The 18,330-nt window shown below is 66.2% G+C and carries 18 protein-coding genes; 11 read left to right on the plus strand and 7 right to left on the minus strand.

Translation table 11 applies throughout. From position 1 onward, the window contains the following. Positions 1-33 precede the first annotated feature (33 nt). A complete protein-coding gene (locus tag ACZ2IA_RS09350; protein ID WP_470292306.1) occupies positions 34-222 on the plus strand; it encodes a 4-oxalocrotonate tautomerase in 189 nt (62 codons plus the stop codon). 219 nt (positions 223-441) lie between these two features. Here ACZ2IA_RS09350 and ACZ2IA_RS09355 read toward each other — a convergent pair whose 3' ends face one another. From ACZ2IA_RS09355 to aroQ, 5 genes are all read right to left on the minus strand, one after another. Continuing rightward, entirely contained in the window at positions 442-1,464 is a 1,023-nt protein-coding gene (locus tag ACZ2IA_RS09355; protein WP_470292307.1) for a DUF3426 domain-containing protein, read from the minus strand. A gap of 5 nt (positions 1,465-1,469) precedes the next feature. Beyond that, entirely contained in the window at positions 1,470-2,363 is an 894-nt protein-coding gene (gene prmA / locus ACZ2IA_RS09360; protein WP_470292308.1) for a 50S ribosomal protein L11 methyltransferase, read from the minus strand. Positions 2,364-2,366: 3 nt separating this feature from the next. Further along, complete coding sequence (accC, locus tag ACZ2IA_RS09365; protein WP_470292309.1) at positions 2,367-3,719, minus strand: acetyl-CoA carboxylase biotin carboxylase subunit; 1,353 nt, start codon at positions 3,717-3,719, stop codon at positions 2,367-2,369. Between the two features lie 93 nt (positions 3,720-3,812). After that, positions 3,813-4,265, minus strand: coding sequence for an acetyl-CoA carboxylase biotin carboxyl carrier protein (gene accB, locus ACZ2IA_RS09370; protein WP_470292310.1), 453 nt, complete (start codon positions 4,263-4,265; stop codon positions 3,813-3,815). Between the two features lie 32 nt (positions 4,266-4,297). Then, entirely contained in the window at positions 4,298-4,750 is a 453-nt protein-coding gene (gene aroQ, locus ACZ2IA_RS09375; protein ID WP_470292311.1) for a type II 3-dehydroquinate dehydratase, read from the minus strand. A gap of 294 nt (positions 4,751-5,044) precedes the next feature. Between aroQ and queA the strand changes: the two genes are divergently transcribed. The 6 genes from queA to ACZ2IA_RS09405 all read left to right on the plus strand — a co-directional run bounded on the left by queA (position 5,045) and on the right by ACZ2IA_RS09405 (position 10,945). Next, positions 5,045-6,082, plus strand: coding sequence for a tRNA preQ1(34) S-adenosylmethionine ribosyltransferase-isomerase QueA (gene queA, locus ACZ2IA_RS09380; RefSeq protein WP_470292461.1), 1,038 nt, complete (start codon positions 5,045-5,047; stop codon positions 6,080-6,082). Between the two features lie 3 nt (positions 6,083-6,085). Continuing rightward, positions 6,086-6,460 carry a gamma-butyrobetaine hydroxylase family protein gene (locus ACZ2IA_RS09385; protein WP_470292312.1) on the plus strand — a complete coding sequence of 125 codons (375 nt, stop codon included), beginning with the start codon at positions 6,086-6,088 and terminating at the stop codon, positions 6,458-6,460. A 3-nt stretch (positions 6,461-6,463) separates the two neighbouring features. Further along, the gene (gene ubiE / locus ACZ2IA_RS09390; RefSeq protein ID WP_470292313.1) at positions 6,464-7,198 is read left to right on the plus strand and encodes a bifunctional demethylmenaquinone methyltransferase/2-methoxy-6-polyprenyl-1,4-benzoquinol methylase UbiE; all 735 of its coding nucleotides are present in this window, start codon (positions 6,464-6,466) and stop codon (positions 7,196-7,198) included. Between the two features lie 10 nt (positions 7,199-7,208). Further along, entirely contained in the window at positions 7,209-7,787 is a 579-nt protein-coding gene (locus ACZ2IA_RS09395) for a ubiquinone biosynthesis accessory factor UbiJ (protein WP_470292314.1), read from the plus strand. A 48-nt stretch (positions 7,788-7,835) separates the two neighbouring features. Further along, the gene (gene ubiB / locus ACZ2IA_RS09400; RefSeq protein WP_470292315.1) at positions 7,836-9,359 is read left to right on the plus strand and encodes a ubiquinone biosynthesis regulatory protein kinase UbiB; all 1,524 of its coding nucleotides are present in this window, start codon (positions 7,836-7,838) and stop codon (positions 9,357-9,359) included. Positions 9,360-9,628: 269 nt separating this feature from the next. Then, a complete protein-coding gene (locus ACZ2IA_RS09405) occupies positions 9,629-10,945 on the plus strand; it encodes an NAD(P)/FAD-dependent oxidoreductase (protein WP_470292316.1) in 1,317 nt (438 codons plus the stop codon). Positions 10,946-11,028: 83 nt separating this feature from the next. On the opposite strand, the gene ACZ2IA_RS09410 is transcribed toward ACZ2IA_RS09405, so the two are convergent. Continuing rightward, positions 11,029-11,394, minus strand: a complete 366-nt coding sequence (locus ACZ2IA_RS09410) for an Mth938-like domain-containing protein (protein WP_470292317.1) — start codon at positions 11,392-11,394, stop codon at positions 11,029-11,031. A gap of 186 nt (positions 11,395-11,580) precedes the next feature. Between ACZ2IA_RS09410 and ACZ2IA_RS09415 the strand changes: the two genes are divergently transcribed. The 4 genes from ACZ2IA_RS09415 to thrC all read left to right on the plus strand — a co-directional run bounded on the left by ACZ2IA_RS09415 (position 11,581) and on the right by thrC (position 15,980). Then, complete coding sequence (locus tag ACZ2IA_RS09415) at positions 11,581-12,810, plus strand: pyridoxal phosphate-dependent aminotransferase (protein WP_470292318.1); 1,230 nt, start codon at positions 11,581-11,583, stop codon at positions 12,808-12,810. A 124-nt stretch (positions 12,811-12,934) separates the two neighbouring features. After that, positions 12,935-14,245, plus strand: coding sequence for a homoserine dehydrogenase (locus tag ACZ2IA_RS09420; protein ID WP_470292319.1), 1,311 nt, complete (start codon positions 12,935-12,937; stop codon positions 14,243-14,245). Further along, positions 14,238-14,567, plus strand: a complete 330-nt coding sequence (locus ACZ2IA_RS09425; RefSeq protein WP_470292320.1) for a hypothetical protein — start codon at positions 14,238-14,240, stop codon at positions 14,565-14,567. The genes ACZ2IA_RS09420 and ACZ2IA_RS09425 overlap by 8 nt, the downstream gene beginning before the upstream one ends. A 6-nt stretch (positions 14,568-14,573) precedes the next feature. Next, entirely contained in the window at positions 14,574-15,980 is a 1,407-nt protein-coding gene (gene thrC, locus ACZ2IA_RS09430) for a threonine synthase (RefSeq protein ID WP_470292321.1), read from the plus strand. Between the two features lie 84 nt (positions 15,981-16,064). On the opposite strand, the gene ACZ2IA_RS09435 is transcribed toward thrC, so the two are convergent. Then, positions 16,065-18,188, minus strand: coding sequence for an autotransporter outer membrane beta-barrel domain-containing protein (locus ACZ2IA_RS09435; protein WP_470292322.1), 2,124 nt, complete (start codon positions 18,186-18,188; stop codon positions 16,065-16,067). Between the last annotated feature and the right edge of the window lie 142 nt (positions 18,189-18,330).

Genomic DNA, 18,330 nt, shown 5'->3' on the forward strand with positions numbered 1-18,330 from the left:
CGTTAATCCTTTATTTCCACTCAGGAGCAAATAATGCCGACCATTACCGTCAAACTGTTCGAAGGCCGTCCGGTCGAGGTGAAGAAGGAGCTGGCCGAGGCGTTGACCCGCGAATCCTGCCGCGTGCTCGGCTGCGAGCCGGGCGCCGTCGACATCCTGTTCGAAGACATCAAGAAGAGCGACTGGGCGACCGCCGGGGTGCTGTGGTCCGAGCGGGATTAGGCGTAAGTTGGCCGAAGCGCTTCGGCCAACGTTGCAACGAAAAAACCGGCGCGAGGCGCCGGTTTTTTTTCGTGGCTGCTCAGATGGGGTGCCTGTCGTGGCGGGCTGCTCGCCTTGCTGATTTCGGCCCGAGCCGGCGTGCGCTGCACCATTTGGGCAATGGCGGACATGAAAAACCGGAGCATGGGCTCCGGTTTTGTCTTGGGCAGTGCAGAACGCTTACGGGTAGAACCAGTGCAGGCTGTAGCCGCTCGGCTTGATCTTGCCGACGTCGAGACGCAGGCTCAGCTTCACCTCGCTGTTCGGGTTGAAGTGGCCCAGCTGCGCATCGTCGCCCTTCAGGTATTCGGCCGGCGTCAGCACCCGGCGCACCAGCACCTGGTCGTCGGCGTCCTTCAGGGAGAGCTCCAGCATCGGGTACGCCTGCAGGTAGCCGGCGTGGTTCTTCAGCGTGGCGTTCAGCTGGATCAGGTTGGCGTGCTCCGGCACGAACGCCAGTTCCGACCATTCGGTGCGGATGTACTGGATGTCGCTCGCCTGCGGAACGGTGCAGTGGAACGGCTTGCAGGCGGCTTCCAGCATCGGGCGCAATTCCGGTGCCTGCGCGGCGATCTCGACCCGTTTCAGATAGAGCAGTTGGCCGGCCAGCACCAGCAGGCCGAGCACGGCGAAGAGGCCGAACAGCGCGCCGAAATGGCTGCGGCGCGGTTCGCGTTGCTCGGGCCGTTCGGCGGCGAGCAGGCGTTGCTCCAACTCCTCGGGGCTCGGTTCGTAGCGGTTCCGCTCGGCGACGAACGGTGCGGGGTCGGCGGCGGCGGTCGGCGCGTCGGTCGCCACCTCGTCGTACAGCTGCAGGCGGCGCCGGGCCGGTGCGGCGCCGCGCTCCGGCTCGGCCACTTCGCTGTGCGGCTTGAGCGCCTCGCTCAGCGCCTGCTGGAAGTCGGCGTCGATCTGCGGCTCGGCCGGTGCTTCGGCCAACGCGGTGGCCGATTCGAACGGCTCGGCCGAGGCTGCAGCGCTCACCGGCTCGGGCGGCAGCTCCAGCGCGAAGTCGTTCCGTGCGGCGGCGCGCGGCGTCGCCTCGGCTAGCAGCGCGGCGTCACGGCGGGCCTGCTCGATCTGCTCGCGGGCGTTGAATACGTGCGAACAGCGCCCGCAGCGGACTCGCCCGCCGGCCATCGACAACTGGTCATCGGTGACGTTGAAACGGGTCTGGCAGGTCGGGCACTGTGTGGTCAGCATGGTCACTAGATCGCGCGTTTGGTTCCGGTAAGACGGGTCCAGCCTTCATCGAACACCGGGGCGTCCATCTCGAACCAGGTCGAGTAGATCGCCGAGAGTTCGTCGGCCTGTTCGGCAAGAATGCCAGACAGCACGATTTTACCACCGGTTTTGACATGGCTCGCCAGCAATTCACCCAGCATACGCAGTGGGTTGGCGAGAATGTTCGCTACCACCACGTCGTGCTCGCCCACCGGCAGCGCGTCCGGCAGGTAGAAATCGGCCGAAACGCCGTTCTGCGCCGCGTTGTCGCCGCTGGCGCGGATCGCCTGCGGGTCGATGTCGGTGCCGACGGTGTGGCCTGCGCCGAGCTTCAGCGCAGCGATCGCCAGGATGCCCGAGCCGCAACCGTAGTCGAGCACGGTCTCGCCGCCTTGCAGGTTGGCGTCGAGCCACTGCAGGCACAGCCGAGTGGTCGGGTGGCTGCCGGTGCCGAACGCCAGGCCCGGGTCGAGCTGCAGGTTGACCGCGCTCGGGTCCGGCGACTCGTGCCAGGTCGGGGTGATCCACAGCCGCTCGGAGATGCGGATCGGGTCGAACTGGCTCTGCGTCAGCCGCACCCAGTCCTGCTCCTCGACGCGCTCGACGCTGTACGCTGGCGTCGCGATGCCGGCCGCGTTGGCGGCGGCGGCGACGATCAGCGCGACGTCGGCGGCCTCGTCGAACAGCACGACCAGACGGCTCTGCGACCACAGCTGGTCGACCGGTTCGCCCGGTTCGCCGAAGATCGGCTGTTCGGCGTCGGTGCCGGCCAGCGCGTCCTCGATCGCCGACGACAGCGCGCCGGCGTCCATCAGCGCGTCGGACAGTGCCTCGGCGTGGCTCGACGGTGTGTCGATGGTGGCCTGAAGCCAAGCCATGGTTTACCTGCCTTTCGTGCTTTCCAGCAACTCTTCCAGATAGTGGATGCTGGTGCCGCCGCGGATGAACAGGCTGTCGTTGAACAGTTCCTGGTGCAGCGGGATATTGGTCTTGATGCCGCCGATCGCCAGCTCGGACAGCGCGACGCGCATCCGCGCCATCGCCTGGTCGCGGGTGTCGCCGTACGAGATCAGCTTGGCGATCAACGAGTCGTAGTGCGGCGGCACGCTGTAGCCCTGGTAGATGTGCGAGTCGATGCGGATGCCGGGGCCGCCGGCCGGGTGGTAGCTGTCGATCCGGCCCGGGCTCGGCACGAAGGTGAACGGGTCTTCGGCGTTGATCCGGCATTCCATCGCGTGACCGCGCAGCACGATGTCGCTCTGTTTGTAGCGCAGCTTCTCGCCGGCGGCGATGCGGATCTGTTCCTGGACGATGTCGACGCCGGTGATCATCTCGGTGACCGGGTGTTCGACCTGCACGCGGGTGTTCATCTCGATAAAGTAGAACTCGTCGTTCTCGAACAGGAACTCGAAGGTGCCGGCCCCGCGGTAGCCGATGCGGCTGCACGCTTCGGCGCAGGCGGTGCCGATCCGCTTGCGCTGTTCGTCGGTGATGCCCGGCGCCGGCGCTTCCTCGATCACCTTCTGGTGGCGACGCTGCATCGAGCAGTCGCGCTCGCCCAGATAGATCGCGTTGCCGTATTCGTCGGCGAGGATCTGGATCTCGATATGGCGCGGTTCCTGCAGGAACTTCTCCATATACACGGTCGGGTTGCCGAAGGCGGCACCGGCTTCGGTGCGGGTCATCTCGACCGAGGTCAGCAGGGTGTCCTCGCTGTGCACCACGCGCATGCCGCGACCGCCGCCGCCGCCGGCGGCCTTGATGATCACCGGATAGCCGACCTTCTTGCCGATCTTGAGAATTTCCTTCGGGTCGTCCGGCAGCGCGCCGTCCGAGCCCGGCACGGTCGGCACGCCGGCGGCGATCATCGCGTCCTTGGCCGACACCTTGTCGCCCATCAGGCGGATGGTGTCCGGGCGCGGGCCGATGAACACGAAACCAGACTGCTCGACGCGCTCGGCAAAGTCGGCGTTCTCGGCCAGGAAGCCGTAGCCCGGGTGGATGGCCTGGGCGTGGGTCACCTCGGCGGCGGCGATCAGCGCCGGCACGTTCAGGTAGCTCTTCACCGACGGGGCCGGGCCGATGCACACCGATTCGTCGGCGAGCTTGACATACTTGGCGTCGCGGTCGGCCTCGGAGTGCACCACCACGGTCTTGATACCGAGTTCGCGGCAGGCGCGCTGGATACGCAGCGCGATTTCGCCGCGGTTGGCGATCAGGATCTTTTCAAACATGATTTTTCCCGCAATAGGAAAAAGGGGAAGAGGGTCGGGTGACGCGTGGCCGATGGGCCGGTCTTCCCTCGCTCTTCCCCCTTTTCGGGTACTTTACTCGATGACGAACAGCGGCTCGCCGTATTCGACCGGCTGGCCGTCTTCGACCAGGATCGCCTTGATCACGCCGGCGCGGTCGGCTTCGATTTCGTTCATCAGCTTCATCGCTTCGATGATGCACAGCGTGTCGCCGATGTTGACGCTCTTGCCGATGTCGGCGAACGGCTTGGCGCCCGGGCTGGCCGAACGGTAGAAGGTGCCGACCATCGGCGACTTCACTGCATTGGCGTGGTTGGCGGCGGCCGGGGCGGCGGCTTCTGCGACCGGTGCAGCGACCGGTGCGACGGCGGCCGGAGCGGCAAATTGCATCGGCTGCGCGTAGGTGACCTGGGCGTTGGCCGACACCCGGGTGATGCGGACTTTCTCTTCGCCCTCGGTGACTTCGAGTTCGGCGATGCCCGATTCCTCGACGAGGTCGATCAGTTTCTTGAGCTTACGCAAATCCATTGCTAATCCTTCGGATGGGATGTTCGGTTCGATCAGGCCGCTTTAGCGTTCAGGAGCTGGATGGCGTGTGCCATCGCCAGCTCGTAGCCGTGAGCGCCCAGCCCGCAGATCACGCCGACCGCCAGATCGGAAAAATACGAATGGAGGCGGAAAGTTTCGCGGGCGTGCACATTGGACAGGTGCACTTCGATAAACGGGAGTTTGACCCCGGCCAAGGCGTCGCGCAGCGCGACGCTGGTATGGGTGAAAGCGGCCGGGTTGATCAGCACGAATACGGTGCCGTCGTCGCGCGCGGCGTGCACGCGCTCGATCAGCAGGTGTTCGGCGTTGCTTTGCAAGGTATCGAAGCCGTAGCCGGCGGCGCCGGCCTGGGCGGCCAGTCGCGCGTTGATCGTGTCGAGCGTGTCGCGACCGTAATGTTCGGGTTCGCGGGTGCCCAACAGATTCAGATTGGGGCCATTCAGAACCAGGATTTTCCGGGTCATTTAGGCTGTCCGGTATTCATCATGGCGGCGAGTTTGCCGCAAATCGCTGCAAGATGTCTAGCGTTTGCCGTTATTCAATCAAATGTCGGGAATCTTGCCGGGCGGGGCGGGGTAGGTGTTTTCGAGTGAAAACACTAGTCGGTGCGTGATATTACACCGTGCGGGCGTTTTGCCAACAGTGCCGTGTACGGCCGCTTGATCTGCCGCCAGCGCGGCCTGCGCGACACGATCCTGACCGGGGCCGGCGCGCGGGGGTATAATCCTGCGGTTTGGATCCGGTATTTGTTCTTGACCATGCAGCTTTCCGACTTCGACTACGACTTGCCCGATCATCTGGTGGCGCAGCACCCGCCGGCCGAGCGCGGTGCCAGCCGGCTGCTGCACGTGGCAGGCAGCGCGCTGACCGACACCGGTTTCGCTGAATTCATTCATCATATAGATGCTGGCGATGTGATGGTGTTCAACGACACCCGGGTGATCAAGGCGCGGCTGTTCGGCGAGAAGGCCTCGGGCGGCAAGGTCGAGGCGCTGGTCGAGCGGGTGCTCGACCAGCACACGGTGCTGGCGCATGTGCGCGCCAGCAAGTCGCCGAAGCCGGGCAATAGGATCACCTTCGCCGGTCGCTGGCAGGCCGAGATGGTCGAGCGCGACGACGCGCTGTTCAAGCTGCGCTTCCTCGACGCGGAAAGCGTGTTCGACATCCTCGAGGCGTCCGGCAAGCTGCCGCTGCCGCCGTATATCGAACGCGACACCGATGCCGACGACGACAGCCGCTACCAGACCGTCTACGCCCGCGAGCACGGTGCGGTGGCGGCACCGACCGCCGGCCTGCACTTCACCGAGGAGATGCTGGCCGCGCTGCGCGCCAAGGGCGTGACGCTCGCCTACGTGACGCTGCACGTCGGCGCCGGCACCTTCCAGCCGGTGCGGGTCGAGAACATCGCCGAGCACAAGATGCACAGCGAGATCTACGAGATTCCACAGGCGACCGTCGACGCGATCGCCGCGGCGCACCAGGCCGGCCGCAAGGTGCTGGCGGTCGGTACCACCAGCATGCGCGCGCTCGAATCGGCGGCGCAGGGCGGGGCACTGGTCGCCGGCCGCGGCGAGACCGAGATCTTCATCACGCCGGGCTACCGCTTCCGGGTGGTCGACCGGCTGCTGACCAATTTCCACCTGCCCAAGTCGACGCTGCTGATGCTGGTGTCGGCGTTCGCCGGGGTGGACACGATCCGCAACGCCTACCGCCACGCGGTCGAGCACGAATACCGCTTCTTCAGCTACGGCGACGCGATGCTGCTCGAGCGCGCCGACCACGTTTCCAAGGACTGAACCATGGCCGGACTGAACCCGAACACCCCGATCCCGAGCGAAGTGCGTCTGCTCACCGCCAGCCACACGCTGGAGCTGGTCTACGACGACGGCCGGCACTTCTCGCTGCCGTGCGAATACCTGCGCGTCTACTCGCCGTCGGCCGAAGTGCGCGGCCACGGCCCGGGCCAGGAAGTGCTGCAGACTGGCAAGAAGCACGTCGCGATCACCGCAATCGAACCGGTCGGCCACTACGCACTCAAACTGGTGTTCGACGACGGCCACGACAGCGGCCTCTACAGCTGGGACTACCTCTACGAGCTGGGCCAGAACCAGCAAACCTACTGGCAGGATTATCTCAACCGCCTCGCCGCCGCCGGCGCGAGCAGGGAGTCGTAATAGATGGACAAGCAGACCCATTTCGGTTTCAAGAGCGTCGACGAGAGCGAAAAGGCGCACAAGGTCGCCGAGGTGTTCCACTCGGTGGCGCAGAAGTACGACGTGATGAACGACCTGATGTCGGGCGGCCTGCACCGCGTCTGGAAGCACTTCACGCTGAACACCTCGGGCGTGAAGAGCGGCGACAAGGTGCTCGACATCGCCGGCGGCACCGGCGACCTGGCGCGCGGCTGGGCCAAGCGGGTCGGCAAGACCGGCGAGGTGTGGCTGACCGACATCAACAGCTCGATGCTGACCGTCGGCCGCGACCGGCTGCTCGACGAAGGCTTGATCCTGCCGGTGTCGCTCGCCGACGCCGAGAAGCTGCCGTTCCCCGACAACTACTTCGACGCGGTGTCGGTGGCGTTCGGCCTGCGCAACATGACGCACAAGGACGTGGCGCTGAAGGAAATGTGCCGGGTGCTCAAGCCGGGCGGCAAGCTGATGGTGCTGGAGTTCTCCAAGGTGTGGAAACCGCTGTCGCCGCTCTACGACCTGTATTCGTTCAAGGCGCTGCCGCTGATGGGCAAGCTGGTCACCAACGACGCCCAGAGCTACCAGTACCTGGCCGAGTCGATCCGCATGCATCCGGACCAGGAGACGCTGAAGCAGATGATGCTCGACGCCGGTTTCGGCAAGGTCGACTACCACAACCTGAGCGCCGGCGTGGTGGCGCTGCACAAGGGCTACAAGTTCTGAGGCGGTGGCAATGATTTCTCTTGCGCTGATCAACCATCTGCTCAACCAGCACCCGGTGGCGCGCGAGACGCTCGCCCGCCACGCCGGCCGGCGCATCGCCTTTACGCTGGCGCCGGTGACGGTGCGCGGCGTGATCACCGAGCAGGGCTGGCTGGCAGCCAGCGACGGCGAGCCGGAGGCCAGCGTCGCCGTCAGCCACGGCGCGGTGCTGACCGCGCTCTCCGGCCGCGACCCGGACCTGACTGCGGTGAAGCTGACCGGCGACACCGAACTCGCCACCGCGGTGGCGCGGGTGTTCGGCGCGTTGAAATGGGACGCCGGCGAAGACCTGTCGCGGCTGGTCGGCGACGTCGCCGCCAACCGGGTCGAGCGCTTCGTGCGCGGCGCGCTCGGCATCAAGGGCGAGATCGGCGCGCGGCTGCTGGAGAGCTGGATCGAGCACCTGCGCGAAGAGGCGCCGCTGCTCGCGCGCAAGCACGACGTCGGCCGCTTCGTCGCCGAGGTCGACGCGCTGCGCGACGACGCCGAGCGGCTCGACAAGCGCCTGGCGCGATTGAGCGCCGAGCTGGCGCGCCGTACCCTTTCCTGATTACTGGCTGGGCGGCCGGCCGCAAGGTTGGCCGAACAGGATGACTGCATGCGGATTGCCCGTTTCTACACGATTTTCTTCACCTTCCACCGTTTCGGCCTGAACGACTTCTTCGGCCTGCACCCGCGGCTGCGCTGGCTGCACCGCGCCAGCCGCCTGCTGCCGCGCTCGGCGATGGCCAAACGCGCGCCGCTGCCGGTGCGGGTGCGCCTGGCCTTGGAGAGCCTCGGCCCGATCTTCGTCAAGTTCGGCCAGGTGTTGTCGACCCGCCGCGACCTGCTGCCGCCCGAGTACGCCGACGAGCTGGCGCGGCTGCAGGACAGGGTGCCGCCGTTCGACGGCAAGCTGGCCCGCGACCAGGTCGAGATCGCATTCGGCAAGCCGATTAATGCCCTCTACGCCGAGTTCGACTTGACCCCGGTCGCCAGCGCCTCGGTCGCGCAGGTGCACCGCGCCTGGCTGAAGAACGAGGATGGCAGCAAGGGGCGCGAGGTGGCGGTGAAGGTGCTGCGCCCCGCCATCCTGCCGGTGATCGAGCAGGACCTGGCGCTGATGCGGGTGCTGGCGCGGTTGGCCGAAAAGCTGTTGCCGGACGGCCGCCGGCTGAAGCCGCGCGAGGTGGTCGGCGAGTTCGACAAGTACCTGCACGACGAGCTCGACCTGATGCACGAGGCGGCCAACGCCAGCCAGTTGCGCCGCAACTTCACCGGCTCCGACCAGCTGCTGGTGCCCGAGGTGTTCTTTGACCTGTGCTCGCGCAACGTGATGACGATGGAGTGGATGCACGGCACGCCGATCTCGCAGATCGACCGACTGCGCGAACAGCGCGTCGATCTGAAGAAGTTGTCCCGCTTCGGCGTCGAAATCTTCTTCACCCAGGTGTTCCGCCACGGCTTCTTCCACGCCGACATGCACCCGGGCAATATCTTCGTCGCCGCCGACGGCCGCTATATCGCGCTCGACTTCGGCATCGTCGGCTCGCTCACCGAGTACGACAAGCGTTACCTCGCGATCAACTTCCTGGCGTTCTTCAACCGCGACTACCACCGCGTCGCCACCGCGCACATCGAGTCGGGTTGGGTGCCGAAAGACACCCGCGCCGAGGAGCTCGAGGCGGCGGTGCGCACCGTCTGCGAGCCGATCTTCGAGAAGCCGCTCAGCCAGATCTCGTTCGGCCTGGTGCTGCTGCGCCTGTTCGAGACCAGCCGCCGTTTCAATGTCGAGATCCAGCCGCAGTTGGTGTTGCTGCAGAAGACCTTGCTGAATATCGAGGGGCTCGGCCGACAGCTCGACCCGGACCTCGACCTGTGGGCGACCGCCAAGCCGTTCCTGGTGAAATGGATGAACGAGCAGATCGGCTGGCGCGGATTGTTGCGTACATTGAAAAACGAGGCGCCGGATTGGGCGACCACCTTGCCGGGGATTCCGCGGAAGCTCAACGAGGCGCTGTCGGCAGATCGCACTGGTCTCTTGATCGAGGGCTATACCCAGTTGATGCGCGAGCAGAAGCGCCAGAACTGGCTGCTGGCCTTGATCGCGCTGCTGTTGGGCTTGCTGCTGTTCGCGCGTTAAGTCGTACTGGCATAAGCAGTTACGAGGGCCCGGCCGATCGCCGGGCCCTCGGCGTTTTCGGCCGGCCTAGCCGGTGGCCGATTCGCCGTCGGGGCGGGCGCGGGCGCGGGTGGCGCCCGACGTGCGCAGTAGCTTGTCGACAGTTATCGCGCACGGCCGTTTCGGCCGGATTGCCGGGGTTTTCCCTGCAAAATAATGGGACGCCGGTTCGGTTGTTGCGCCGCGGTACAGCGGGTAAGCTCCGCCCATACCACTCATCAGGAGATGCCATGCTAAGCCGTTCACAGGCTTTACCCCGCATCGTCATCGTCGGCGGCGGCGCCGGCGGTCTCGAACTCGCCACCCGGCTCGGTCGCAGGCTGGGCGCCCGGCACCAGGCGCAGGTGGTGCTGGTCGATGGCGCTGCCACGCACATCTGGAAGCCGCTGCTGCACGAGGTGGCGACCGGCGCGCTCAATACCGGTGAGGACGAGGTCAACTACTTCGCGCACGGCTACCACAATCACTACGAATTCGAGTTCGGCTACATGGAAGGGCTGGATCGCGCGCACCGTACCATCCGGCTCTCGGCGATCCACGGCGCCGACGGCAAGCAGCTCAGCCCGGCACGCGACATCGCCTACGATTACCTGGTGCTGGCGGTCGGTTCCGAAGCCAATGACTTCGGCACCCCCGGCGTCGCCGAGCACGCGATGTTCCTCAACACCCCGAACGACGCCGAGACGCTGCGCCACCGCGTCCTCGAGCTGGCGTTCGCGGTCAGCAGCGGCACCGAGGCGGGCAAGAAGCTCGGCATCGCCATCGTCGGCGGCGGCGCGACCGGCGTCGAGCTGGCGGCGGAACTGAACCACACGATGCGTGAGCTGCACCAGTACGGCGCGCGTCTGGCGCCGGATCAGGTCGAGATCAGCGTGATCGAGGGCGCCGACCGCATCCTGTTGGCGGCCCCGCCGTCGCTGTCGGCGTACGCCGAAGAACAGTTGAGCGCCAAGCAGATCCGCATCCTGACCAGCAGCCGGGTGGCAGCGGTGCAGCCGGATGGCGTCGAGCTCGCCGACGGTCGCAAGGTGGCCGCCGACATCACCGTCTGGGCGGCCGGGGTGAAGGCGCCGACCTGGCTCGCCGGCCTCGACGGCCTGGCGGTGAACCGGGTCAACCAGTTGCAGGTCGACGGCCGACTGCGCTGCGTCGGTGCCGAGCGGATCTATGCGCTCGGCGACTGCGCCGCGGCGCCGGACGGCGACAGCGGCCGCTCCCTGGCGGCGACCGCGCAGGTGGCGCACCAGGAGGCGAAGTGGCTGGTCGGCGAATTGAGCGCGCGGCTCGCCGGCAAGACGGCCCCGGCCTTCGTGTTCAAGCCGCAGGGCATGATGGTGTCGCTCGGCAAGCACAGCGCGGTCGGCAGCCTGGCGGCGGTGGTCGGGCCGAAGCGCGACTACTACGTTGAGGGGCGCGGCGCCAAGCTGATCTACGCCTCGCTGTACCGGATGCACCAGGCGGTGGTGCACGGCTGGCTGCTTACTGCGCTGCTCTATTGCGGCGACAAGCTGCGCGGGGTGGCGCGGCCGTCGCTGAAGCTGCACTGACACGGTCGGGTTGCAACAAAAAAAGGTTGGCCGAACGCATGCGTTCGGCCAACCTTTTGTCGTTTCTGTCGCGGCGGGGGGCCTTAGCCGAGCAAGACGGCGAGGACTCTGCGGTCCTCGCTCGACAGGATGTTGAAGGTGCGGCAGGCCGCCTGGCTGTCCATCACCTCGACGCCGATGCGGGCGTTGGTCAGCGCCGCGGTCAGCCGCGGGTGCGGGAAACGGATCGTCTTGCCGGTGCCGAACAGCACCACTTCCGGCGCGTAGTCGGCCAGCATCGCGAAGTGCTCCGGGGTCAACGCCGCAAAGTCGGCCACCGGCCACGGCGCGATCAGCTCGGCGGTGACGATCAGGTTGCCGTCGTGGCGTTCCTCGTTGATCAGGAAGTAGCCGTCGCCGTAACCGGTGAAGCGGTTCGAGCCCTCGCTCGTTTCTTGGTTGAATTTCATCGCCGAAGTCCTTGGAAACACGCGTGTTGCGTCGGAGGCGCCGCGGGCCGATCGTCTCTCGCAGCGCAGCAAAGTTTGGGATAGGATTATACTCTGACCCGCGCGGCAGCCGGCACCGCCGCTCGCGCGCCAATACAACAGGACAAAGACCAGAACGCCCGCGCGCTCTGCCAGCCAAAGACCGCCATGCACCCCATTCATAAATCGCAGAAACTCGCCAACGTCTGCTACGACATCCGCGGCCCGGTGCTCGACCATGCCAAACGGATGGAGGAAGAAGGCCACCGCATCATCAAACTCAATATCGGCAACCCTGCGCCGTTCGGCTTCTTCGCGCCGGATGAGATCATCGAGGACATGATCGCCAATCTGCAGAACGCGTCCGGCTACACCGATTCGAAGGGGCTGTTCGCGGCGCGCAAGGCGATCATGCACTACGCGCAGGAAAAGCAGCTGCCCGGCGTCGGCATGGAGGACATCTACATCGGCAATGGCGTGTCCGAGCTGATCGTGATGGCGATGCAGGCGCTCTTGGACAACGGCGACGAGGTGCTGGTGCCGGCGCCCGACTACCCGCTGTGGACCGCGGCGGTGAGCCTCGCCGGCGGTCGCGCGGTGCACTACCTCTGTGACGAGTCGGTCGGCTGGATGCCGGACATCGACGACATGCGCGCCAAGATCACCCCGAACACCAAGGCGATCGTGGTGATCAACCCGAACAACCCGACCGGTGCGGTCTACCCGCTGCCGGTGCTGCAGGCGATCGTCGAGGTGGCGCGCGAGCACGGGCTGATCATCTACGCCGACGAGATCTACGACAAGGTGCTGTACGACGGCGCCAAGCACACGTCGATCGCCAGTCTCGCGCCCGATCTGCTGTGCGTGACCTTCAACGGGCTGTCGAAGAACTACCGCGCCTGTGGCTTCCGCGCCGGCTGGATGAGTGTGTCGGGCGAGAAGAGGCACGCGCGCGACTATATCGAGGGGCTGAACATGCTCGCGTCGATGCGCTTGTGCCCGAACGCGCCGGGCCAGTACGCGATCCAGACCGCGCTCGGCGGCTACCAGAGCATCGACGACCTGGTGATGCCGACCGGCCGCCTCGGCCGCCAGCGCGACCTGGCGTACCAGCTGCTGACCGAGATCCCGGGTGTGTCCTGCGTCAAGCCGAAGGGCGCGCTGTACATGTTCCCGCGCCTCGACCCGGAGGTGTACCCGATCAAGAACGACCAGCAGTTCATCCTCGACCTGCTGCTCGAAGAGAAGGTGTTGCTGGTGCAGGGCACCGGCTTCAACTGGATTGCGCCGGATCACTTCCGCGTGGTATTCCTCCCCAATACCGACGACCTGACCGAGGCGCTCGGCCGGGTGGGCAACTTCCTCGGCAACTACCGAAAGCGCCACGGCACCGACTGAGTTTCGGACCAGGTCGGCCGAAACCGCTGGATACCGCTAACGGGGAGCCATCGGCTCCCCGTGCTTGCATGAATACGCTCGACCGGGCATAAGAATGACCAGGACAAAGAAAACAGGAGCAATGATGAAGCCGATCAATATTGGCGTGATGGGGGTCGGAACCGTCGGTGGCGGCACCGCTCAGGTGCTGCGCAACAATGCCGAGGAAATCAGCCGTCGTGCCGGCCGGGCGATCCGCCTGTTCATGGCCGCCAACCGCGACGTGGCCCACGCCCGCGAGGTCTGTGGCGACGGCGTGACCGTGGTCGACGACGCGTTCGCGATCGTCAACCACCCCGAGGTCGACATCGTGGTCGAGCTGATCGGCGGCGATACCATCGCCAAGGAGCTGGTGCTCAAGGCGATCGCCAACGGCAAGCACGTGGTGACCGCCAACAAGAAGCTCTTGGCGGTGCACGGCAACGAGATCTTCGCGCGGGCGCAGGAAAAGGGCGTGATGGTCGCGTTCGAGGCGGCGGTGGCGGGCGGCATCCCGATCATCAAGGCACTGCGCGAGGGCTTGAGCGCCAACCACATCGAGTGGATCGCCGGCATCATCAACGGCACCTCCAACTTCATCCTGACCGAGATGCGCGAGAAGGGCAGTAACTTCGCCGACGTGCTGGCCGAAGCGCAGCGCTTGGGTTACGCCGAAGCCGACCCGACCTTCGACGTGGAAGGCCACGACGCCGGCCACAAGCTGACCATCATGGCGTCGATCGCGTTCGGCATCCCGATGCAGTTCGACAAGTGCTACCTGGAAGGCATCAGCCAGCTGACCAGCAAGGACATCAAGTACGCCGAGGAACTCGGCTACCGCGTCAAGCTGATCGGCCTGACCCGCCGCACCGACGCTGGCGTCGAGCTGCGCGTGCACCCGACGCTGATCCCGGAGAAGCGCCTGATCGCCAACGTCAACGGCGTGATGAACGCGGTGCTCGTCAAGGGCGACGCGGTCGGCCCGACGCTGTACTACGGCGCTGGCGCCGGCGCGCTGCCGACCGCCTCGGCCGTGGTCGCCGACATCGTCGACGTGACCCGCCTGTTGACCGCCGACCCCGAGCACCGCGTGCCGCACCTGGCGTTCCAGCCGGACCAGCTCAAAGACCTGCGCATCCTGCCGATCGAGGAGGTCTACAGCAGCTACTACCTGCGCATCGGCGCGGTCGACCGTGCCGGCGTGCTCGCCAATATCACCAGCCTGTTGGCCGAACAGGGCATCTCGATCGAGGCGGTGATCCAGAAGGGCTCGGTGTCCGACGGTTCGGCCGAGGTGGTGATCCTGACCCACCTGGTGCAGGAAAAGGCGGTCAACGCCGCGATCGCCGCGATCGAGGCGCTCGACAGCGTGCGCGGCAAGGTGGTGCGGCTGCGTATGGAAGAACTCAATGGCTAAGCGTCGCTGGCTGCTGGCCGGCCTGTTGCTGCTGGTCGCGAACGCCGCGTCGGCCGAAACGCTGACCGGGCAGGGCCGCGAGATTACCCTGAAGGGCCTGTCGCTCTTGTGCGTCAACAAGGCGCAGGACTCGGTCTGGGGCGCGTTGCTCGCCGGTCCGAACCCGGAGCGGATGTGCTCGTGCACCGCCGAGAAGGTCACCGCCTCGCTGTCCAAGGAGGACGTGATCGCGATCATCGGCGGCGAGGTGAAGGTCAAGGACGATCCGCGCCTCAAGGGCCTGCTCGAACAGGCGGCGTTCTCCTGCTTCAAACAACGGTAAAGAATCATGCGTTACATCAGTACCCGCGGCGGCCTTGAGCCTGCCGCCTTCTCCGACATCCTGCTGATGGGCCTGGCGCCCGACGGCGGCCTGGTGCTGCCGGAAAGCTACCCGCAGATCGACCGCGCCACGCTCGACACCTGGCGCGGCCTGTCCTACGCGGAGCTCGCGTTCGAGATCATCCGCCGCTTCGCCGACGACATCCCGGCGGCGGACCTGATGGACATCGTCGGCCGCACCTATACCGCCGCGGCGTTCGGCTCGGCCGAGATCACCCCGGTCAAACGGCTGAATGACGGCCTGGTGATCCTGGAGCTGTCGAACGGCCCGACCCTGGCGTTCAAGGACATGGCGATGCAGTTGCTCGGCAACCTGTTCGAGTACGTGCTGGCCAAGCGCGGCGAGACGCTGAACATCCTCGGCGCCACCTCGGGCGACACTGGCAGCGCCGCCGAATACGCGATGCGCGGCAAGCACGGCATCAACGTGTTCATGCTATCGCCGGCCGGCAAGATGAGCGCGTTCCAGCGCGCGCAGATGTACTCGCTGCAGGACGCCAACATCCACAACATCGCGATCGACGGCCTGTTCGACGACTGCCAGGACATCGTCAAGGCGGTGTCGAACGACCACGCCTTCAAGGCGACGCACAAGATCGGCACGGTCAACTCGATCAACTGGGCGCGCGTGGTGGCGCAGGTGGTGTACTATTTCAAGGGCTACTTCAACGCCACCGCCAGCAACGACGAGCAGGTCAGCTTCTGCGTGCCGTCGGGCAACTTCGGCAACGTCTGCGCCGGCCATATCGCGCGCCAGATGGGCCTGCCGGTGGCACGGCTGATCGTCGCCACCAACGAGAACGACGTGCTCGACGAGTTCTTCAAGAGCGGCGTCTACCGCCCGCGCGGCAGCGCCGAGACGCACATCACCTCCAGCCCGTCGATGGACATCTCCAAGGCGTCCAACTTCGAGCGCTTCGTGTTCGACCTGGTCGGCCGCGACCCGGCGGCGGTGCGCGCGCTGTGGGCCAAGGTGGAGCAGGGCGAGGGCTTCGATCTGTCGGCTCAGCTGGCCGACGCGCAGCGCCGCTTCGGCTTCGTGTCCGGCATGAGCACGCACACCGACCGGCTGGCGACGATCCGGGCGGTCGATGCCGAGGACGACGTGGTGGTCGACACGCACACCGCCGACGGCATCAAGGTGGCGCGCGAGCTGCGCCAGGCCGGCGAGACGGTGGTATGTCTGGAAACCGCATTGCCGGCCAAGTTCGCCGAGACCATCGTCGAGGCGCTCGGCAAACAGCCGCCGCGCCCGGCCGGTTTCGACGGCATTGAGGACCTGCCGCAACGGGTGGTCGAACTGCCGGCCGACGCCGGCAAGGTGAAGGCGCTGATTACCGCCGAACTGGGCTGAGACGGTTTCGGCCAACCTTGACCGAACGCGGCGTATCAAAAAAGGCCAACCCATTGGGTTGGCCTTTGTCGTGGTTGGCGCTGGTCAGAACGAGGCGGCCAGACCCAGTGTCACCGCCTTCAGGTTGCCGGTGCTGCGGCCGCTGGTGGTCGACAGTTCGCCGTAGGCGCTGATCGTTTTGCTCAGGCTGGCCGCCGCGCCGAGCTTCCACTCCGCCCAGTTGCTGTCCGGTTTGCCGAGCGAGGTGGTGAACAGCCCCGGCTGGGTGTTAAGGCCGACCGCGACGCTGCGCGCGTCGTCCTTGAACTCGTGCACCCACGATGCGTTGGCGTACGGGGTGAACTGGCCGAAGGTGCCCTGCACCTGCCAGCCGAGCTTGCCGAGGAAGGAGCTGGCGTCCTGCTTGTCGAAGTTCATGCTGGTGCTGCTGTTGCCGTCTTCGGTGACGCCGCCGACCTTGACCTTGACGTAGTCGAGGCCGACCAGCGGGCCGGTCTGCACCGGGCCGACGTCGAACTGGTAGCCGCCGTTGACGCGCCAGCCGTACTGGGTGGTACGGGTCGAGCCGTTCATCGTGCGGACCACCGGGCCGAGCGTGACCTGACGATGGGTGTCGATGTCGCCGTTGCCGACGTGCAGGTCGCCGTCCAGCCAGTACTGGTTCATCCGCCAGCTGGCAAGCAGCGCCATCAGCCGCTGGCGGCTGTCGAAGTCGCCCTGGTTGTCGACGCTATTGTCACCCTTGCCGGCGGCGAACGCCGCGCCGAGCGTCAGCGTGTCGCTGGCCTGGAAGTCGATGCCGAGCGTCAGCAACTGACCCTTGGTCTTGCCGCTCAAGGCGTCGTAGTCGAGCGAGTCCGGCCGCCAGCCGCCGCTGGCGAAGGCGCTGACGGTGCCGACCGGGCGCGGTGCGGCGCGCAGCGCCTGGTAGCGGGTGGTTAGCGCGTCGCCGAGCTGGCGCGAGGCGTTCAGACCGGTCTCCGGCAGTGCGGCGGCGAACGCCGGCGCCACGAGCAGCGAGTAGATGTACTGGCCGAGGATTGCGTGCGCCTGCGGGGTCGGGTGGCGGTCGTCGGTGAACAGATAGGTCATCCCGGCCACGAAGGCGGGGTTGAACGCGCTGGCGACCGCCGAACTGCAGGCGATCGCGCTGACGCCGACTGGGCAGGCGCTGCCGGTGACGTTGCTGAAGCCGTACTGCGTCGGCGCGGCGACGATCTCGTTCAGTAGCGCAGCGATGTCCGGGCGCACGATGCCGCCGCCCAGACCGGACAGGCCGAGGTTGGTCGCGTCGTTGAAGCCCTGCGACAGTGCCTGTAGGTTGGCCTTGGCGCCGTTGACCGCGGCGGTGACGGCGGCGACTGGCTGGCCCGAGGCGGCCGCTGCCGCCGCGATTGCTTGGTTGACCGCCGCTTGCTCGTCGGCGGCGTTGCTGTTCTTCACCATCGACAGCGCCGCCCACGCCGCCAGCGCCCCTTTTTGGAAGTTCGGGTCGCTGGTGTTGCCGCCGAACAACTGGCTGAGGCCACCGTAGAACGCCGCTGGCGTGATCGCGAAGTTTGGCAGGTTCGGCACGATGACGGTATTGGCGCCGAGCGCCTGCAGGGTGCCGACCTGGGTGGCGAGCGAGGCCGACGAGGCGAGGATGTAATTGGTCGCCGCCTGCTGACCTTGAGCAAGAGAACCTGTGGTTGCTGCCGTCACGGCGCCGATGGTGGCCGCGGCCGGCACGTCGTTGCCGCCGGCCCAGATGAAGTACGCCGCATTCGGGTCGGCACGGCCGCCTGTGCGCGCGAGGTAGTCCTTCACCTGTTGCGGCACGTCGCGAATCGGGATGCCCGGTGCGCTCGGGTCGTCGGACGGGCCTTTATTGGGCGGGGTGACTGTCTGCGCCTGCGCGCCACCCTGGGCGAAGTTGTTGCCGTTCGGGTTGAGACCGTCGGTGGCGTTGGTTGCGATGACGCCGAGACCGAACTTGCCGGCCAGCACATTGGCCAGGTTCGGGCCGTAGTCGAGCGTCCAGCGGGCGTTGGCCGGCAGTGTCACGACGGCGCCGTTGGGCAGCTTTAACGGCTGGCCGGCAAACGCGCCGGTGTCGGTTAGGCTGTCGCCGAAGAAATAGATATTGCTGTAATTCTGGGCCATCGCGGCCGGTGCGGCCAGAGCCACGGCGATGGCGCAGCTCAAGGTGGCAAGACGCAGTTTCATGAAACGGTTTCCCCTCATTATTTTTGGTCGGTTCCAATCAAACATTCGTATCGAGCCTAGGCTCTAATGCATATGTTTATTGCATGATTGTTTCGCCTGTCAACAGACTTTGGGTTTTTCAGCAGGCTTTGGGTTTTGCGTG

This window comes from Crenobacter sp. CS_VA4, assembly GCF_055597485.1.

Coding starts and splice junctions, on each gene's coding strand:
- ACZ2IA_RS09350 (WP_470292306.1), top strand. CDS start 34: ATGCCGACCATTACCGTCAAACTGTTCGAAGGCCGTCCGGTCGAGGTG.
- ACZ2IA_RS09355 (WP_470292307.1), bottom strand. CDS start 1,464: ATGCTGACCACACAGTGCCCGACCTGCCAGACCCGTTTCAACGTCACC.
- prmA (WP_470292308.1), bottom strand. CDS start 2,363: ATGGCTTGGCTTCAGGCCACCATCGACACACCGTCGAGCCACGCCGAG.
- accC (WP_470292309.1), bottom strand. CDS start 3,719: ATGTTTGAAAAGATCCTGATCGCCAACCGCGGCGAAATCGCGCTGCGT.
- accB (WP_470292310.1), bottom strand. CDS start 4,265: ATGGATTTGCGTAAGCTCAAGAAACTGATCGACCTCGTCGAGGAATCG.
- aroQ (WP_470292311.1), bottom strand. CDS start 4,750: ATGACCCGGAAAATCCTGGTTCTGAATGGCCCCAATCTGAATCTGTTG.
- queA (WP_470292461.1), top strand. CDS start 5,045: ATGCAGCTTTCCGACTTCGACTACGACTTGCCCGATCATCTGGTGGCG.
- ACZ2IA_RS09385 (WP_470292312.1), top strand. CDS start 6,086: ATGGCCGGACTGAACCCGAACACCCCGATCCCGAGCGAAGTGCGTCTG.
- ubiE (WP_470292313.1), top strand. CDS start 6,464: ATGGACAAGCAGACCCATTTCGGTTTCAAGAGCGTCGACGAGAGCGAA.
- ACZ2IA_RS09395 (WP_470292314.1), top strand. CDS start 7,209: ATGATTTCTCTTGCGCTGATCAACCATCTGCTCAACCAGCACCCGGTG.
- ubiB (WP_470292315.1), top strand. CDS start 7,836: ATGCGGATTGCCCGTTTCTACACGATTTTCTTCACCTTCCACCGTTTC.
- ACZ2IA_RS09405 (WP_470292316.1), top strand. CDS start 9,629: ATGCTAAGCCGTTCACAGGCTTTACCCCGCATCGTCATCGTCGGCGGC.
- ACZ2IA_RS09410 (WP_470292317.1), bottom strand. CDS start 11,394: ATGAAATTCAACCAAGAAACGAGCGAGGGCTCGAACCGCTTCACCGGT.
- ACZ2IA_RS09415 (WP_470292318.1), top strand. CDS start 11,581: ATGCACCCCATTCATAAATCGCAGAAACTCGCCAACGTCTGCTACGAC.
- ACZ2IA_RS09420 (WP_470292319.1), top strand. CDS start 12,935: ATGAAGCCGATCAATATTGGCGTGATGGGGGTCGGAACCGTCGGTGGC.
- ACZ2IA_RS09425 (WP_470292320.1), top strand. CDS start 14,238: ATGGCTAAGCGTCGCTGGCTGCTGGCCGGCCTGTTGCTGCTGGTCGCG.
- thrC (WP_470292321.1), top strand. CDS start 14,574: ATGCGTTACATCAGTACCCGCGGCGGCCTTGAGCCTGCCGCCTTCTCC.
- ACZ2IA_RS09435 (WP_470292322.1), bottom strand. CDS start 18,188: ATGAAACTGCGTCTTGCCACCTTGAGCTGCGCCATCGCCGTGGCTCTG.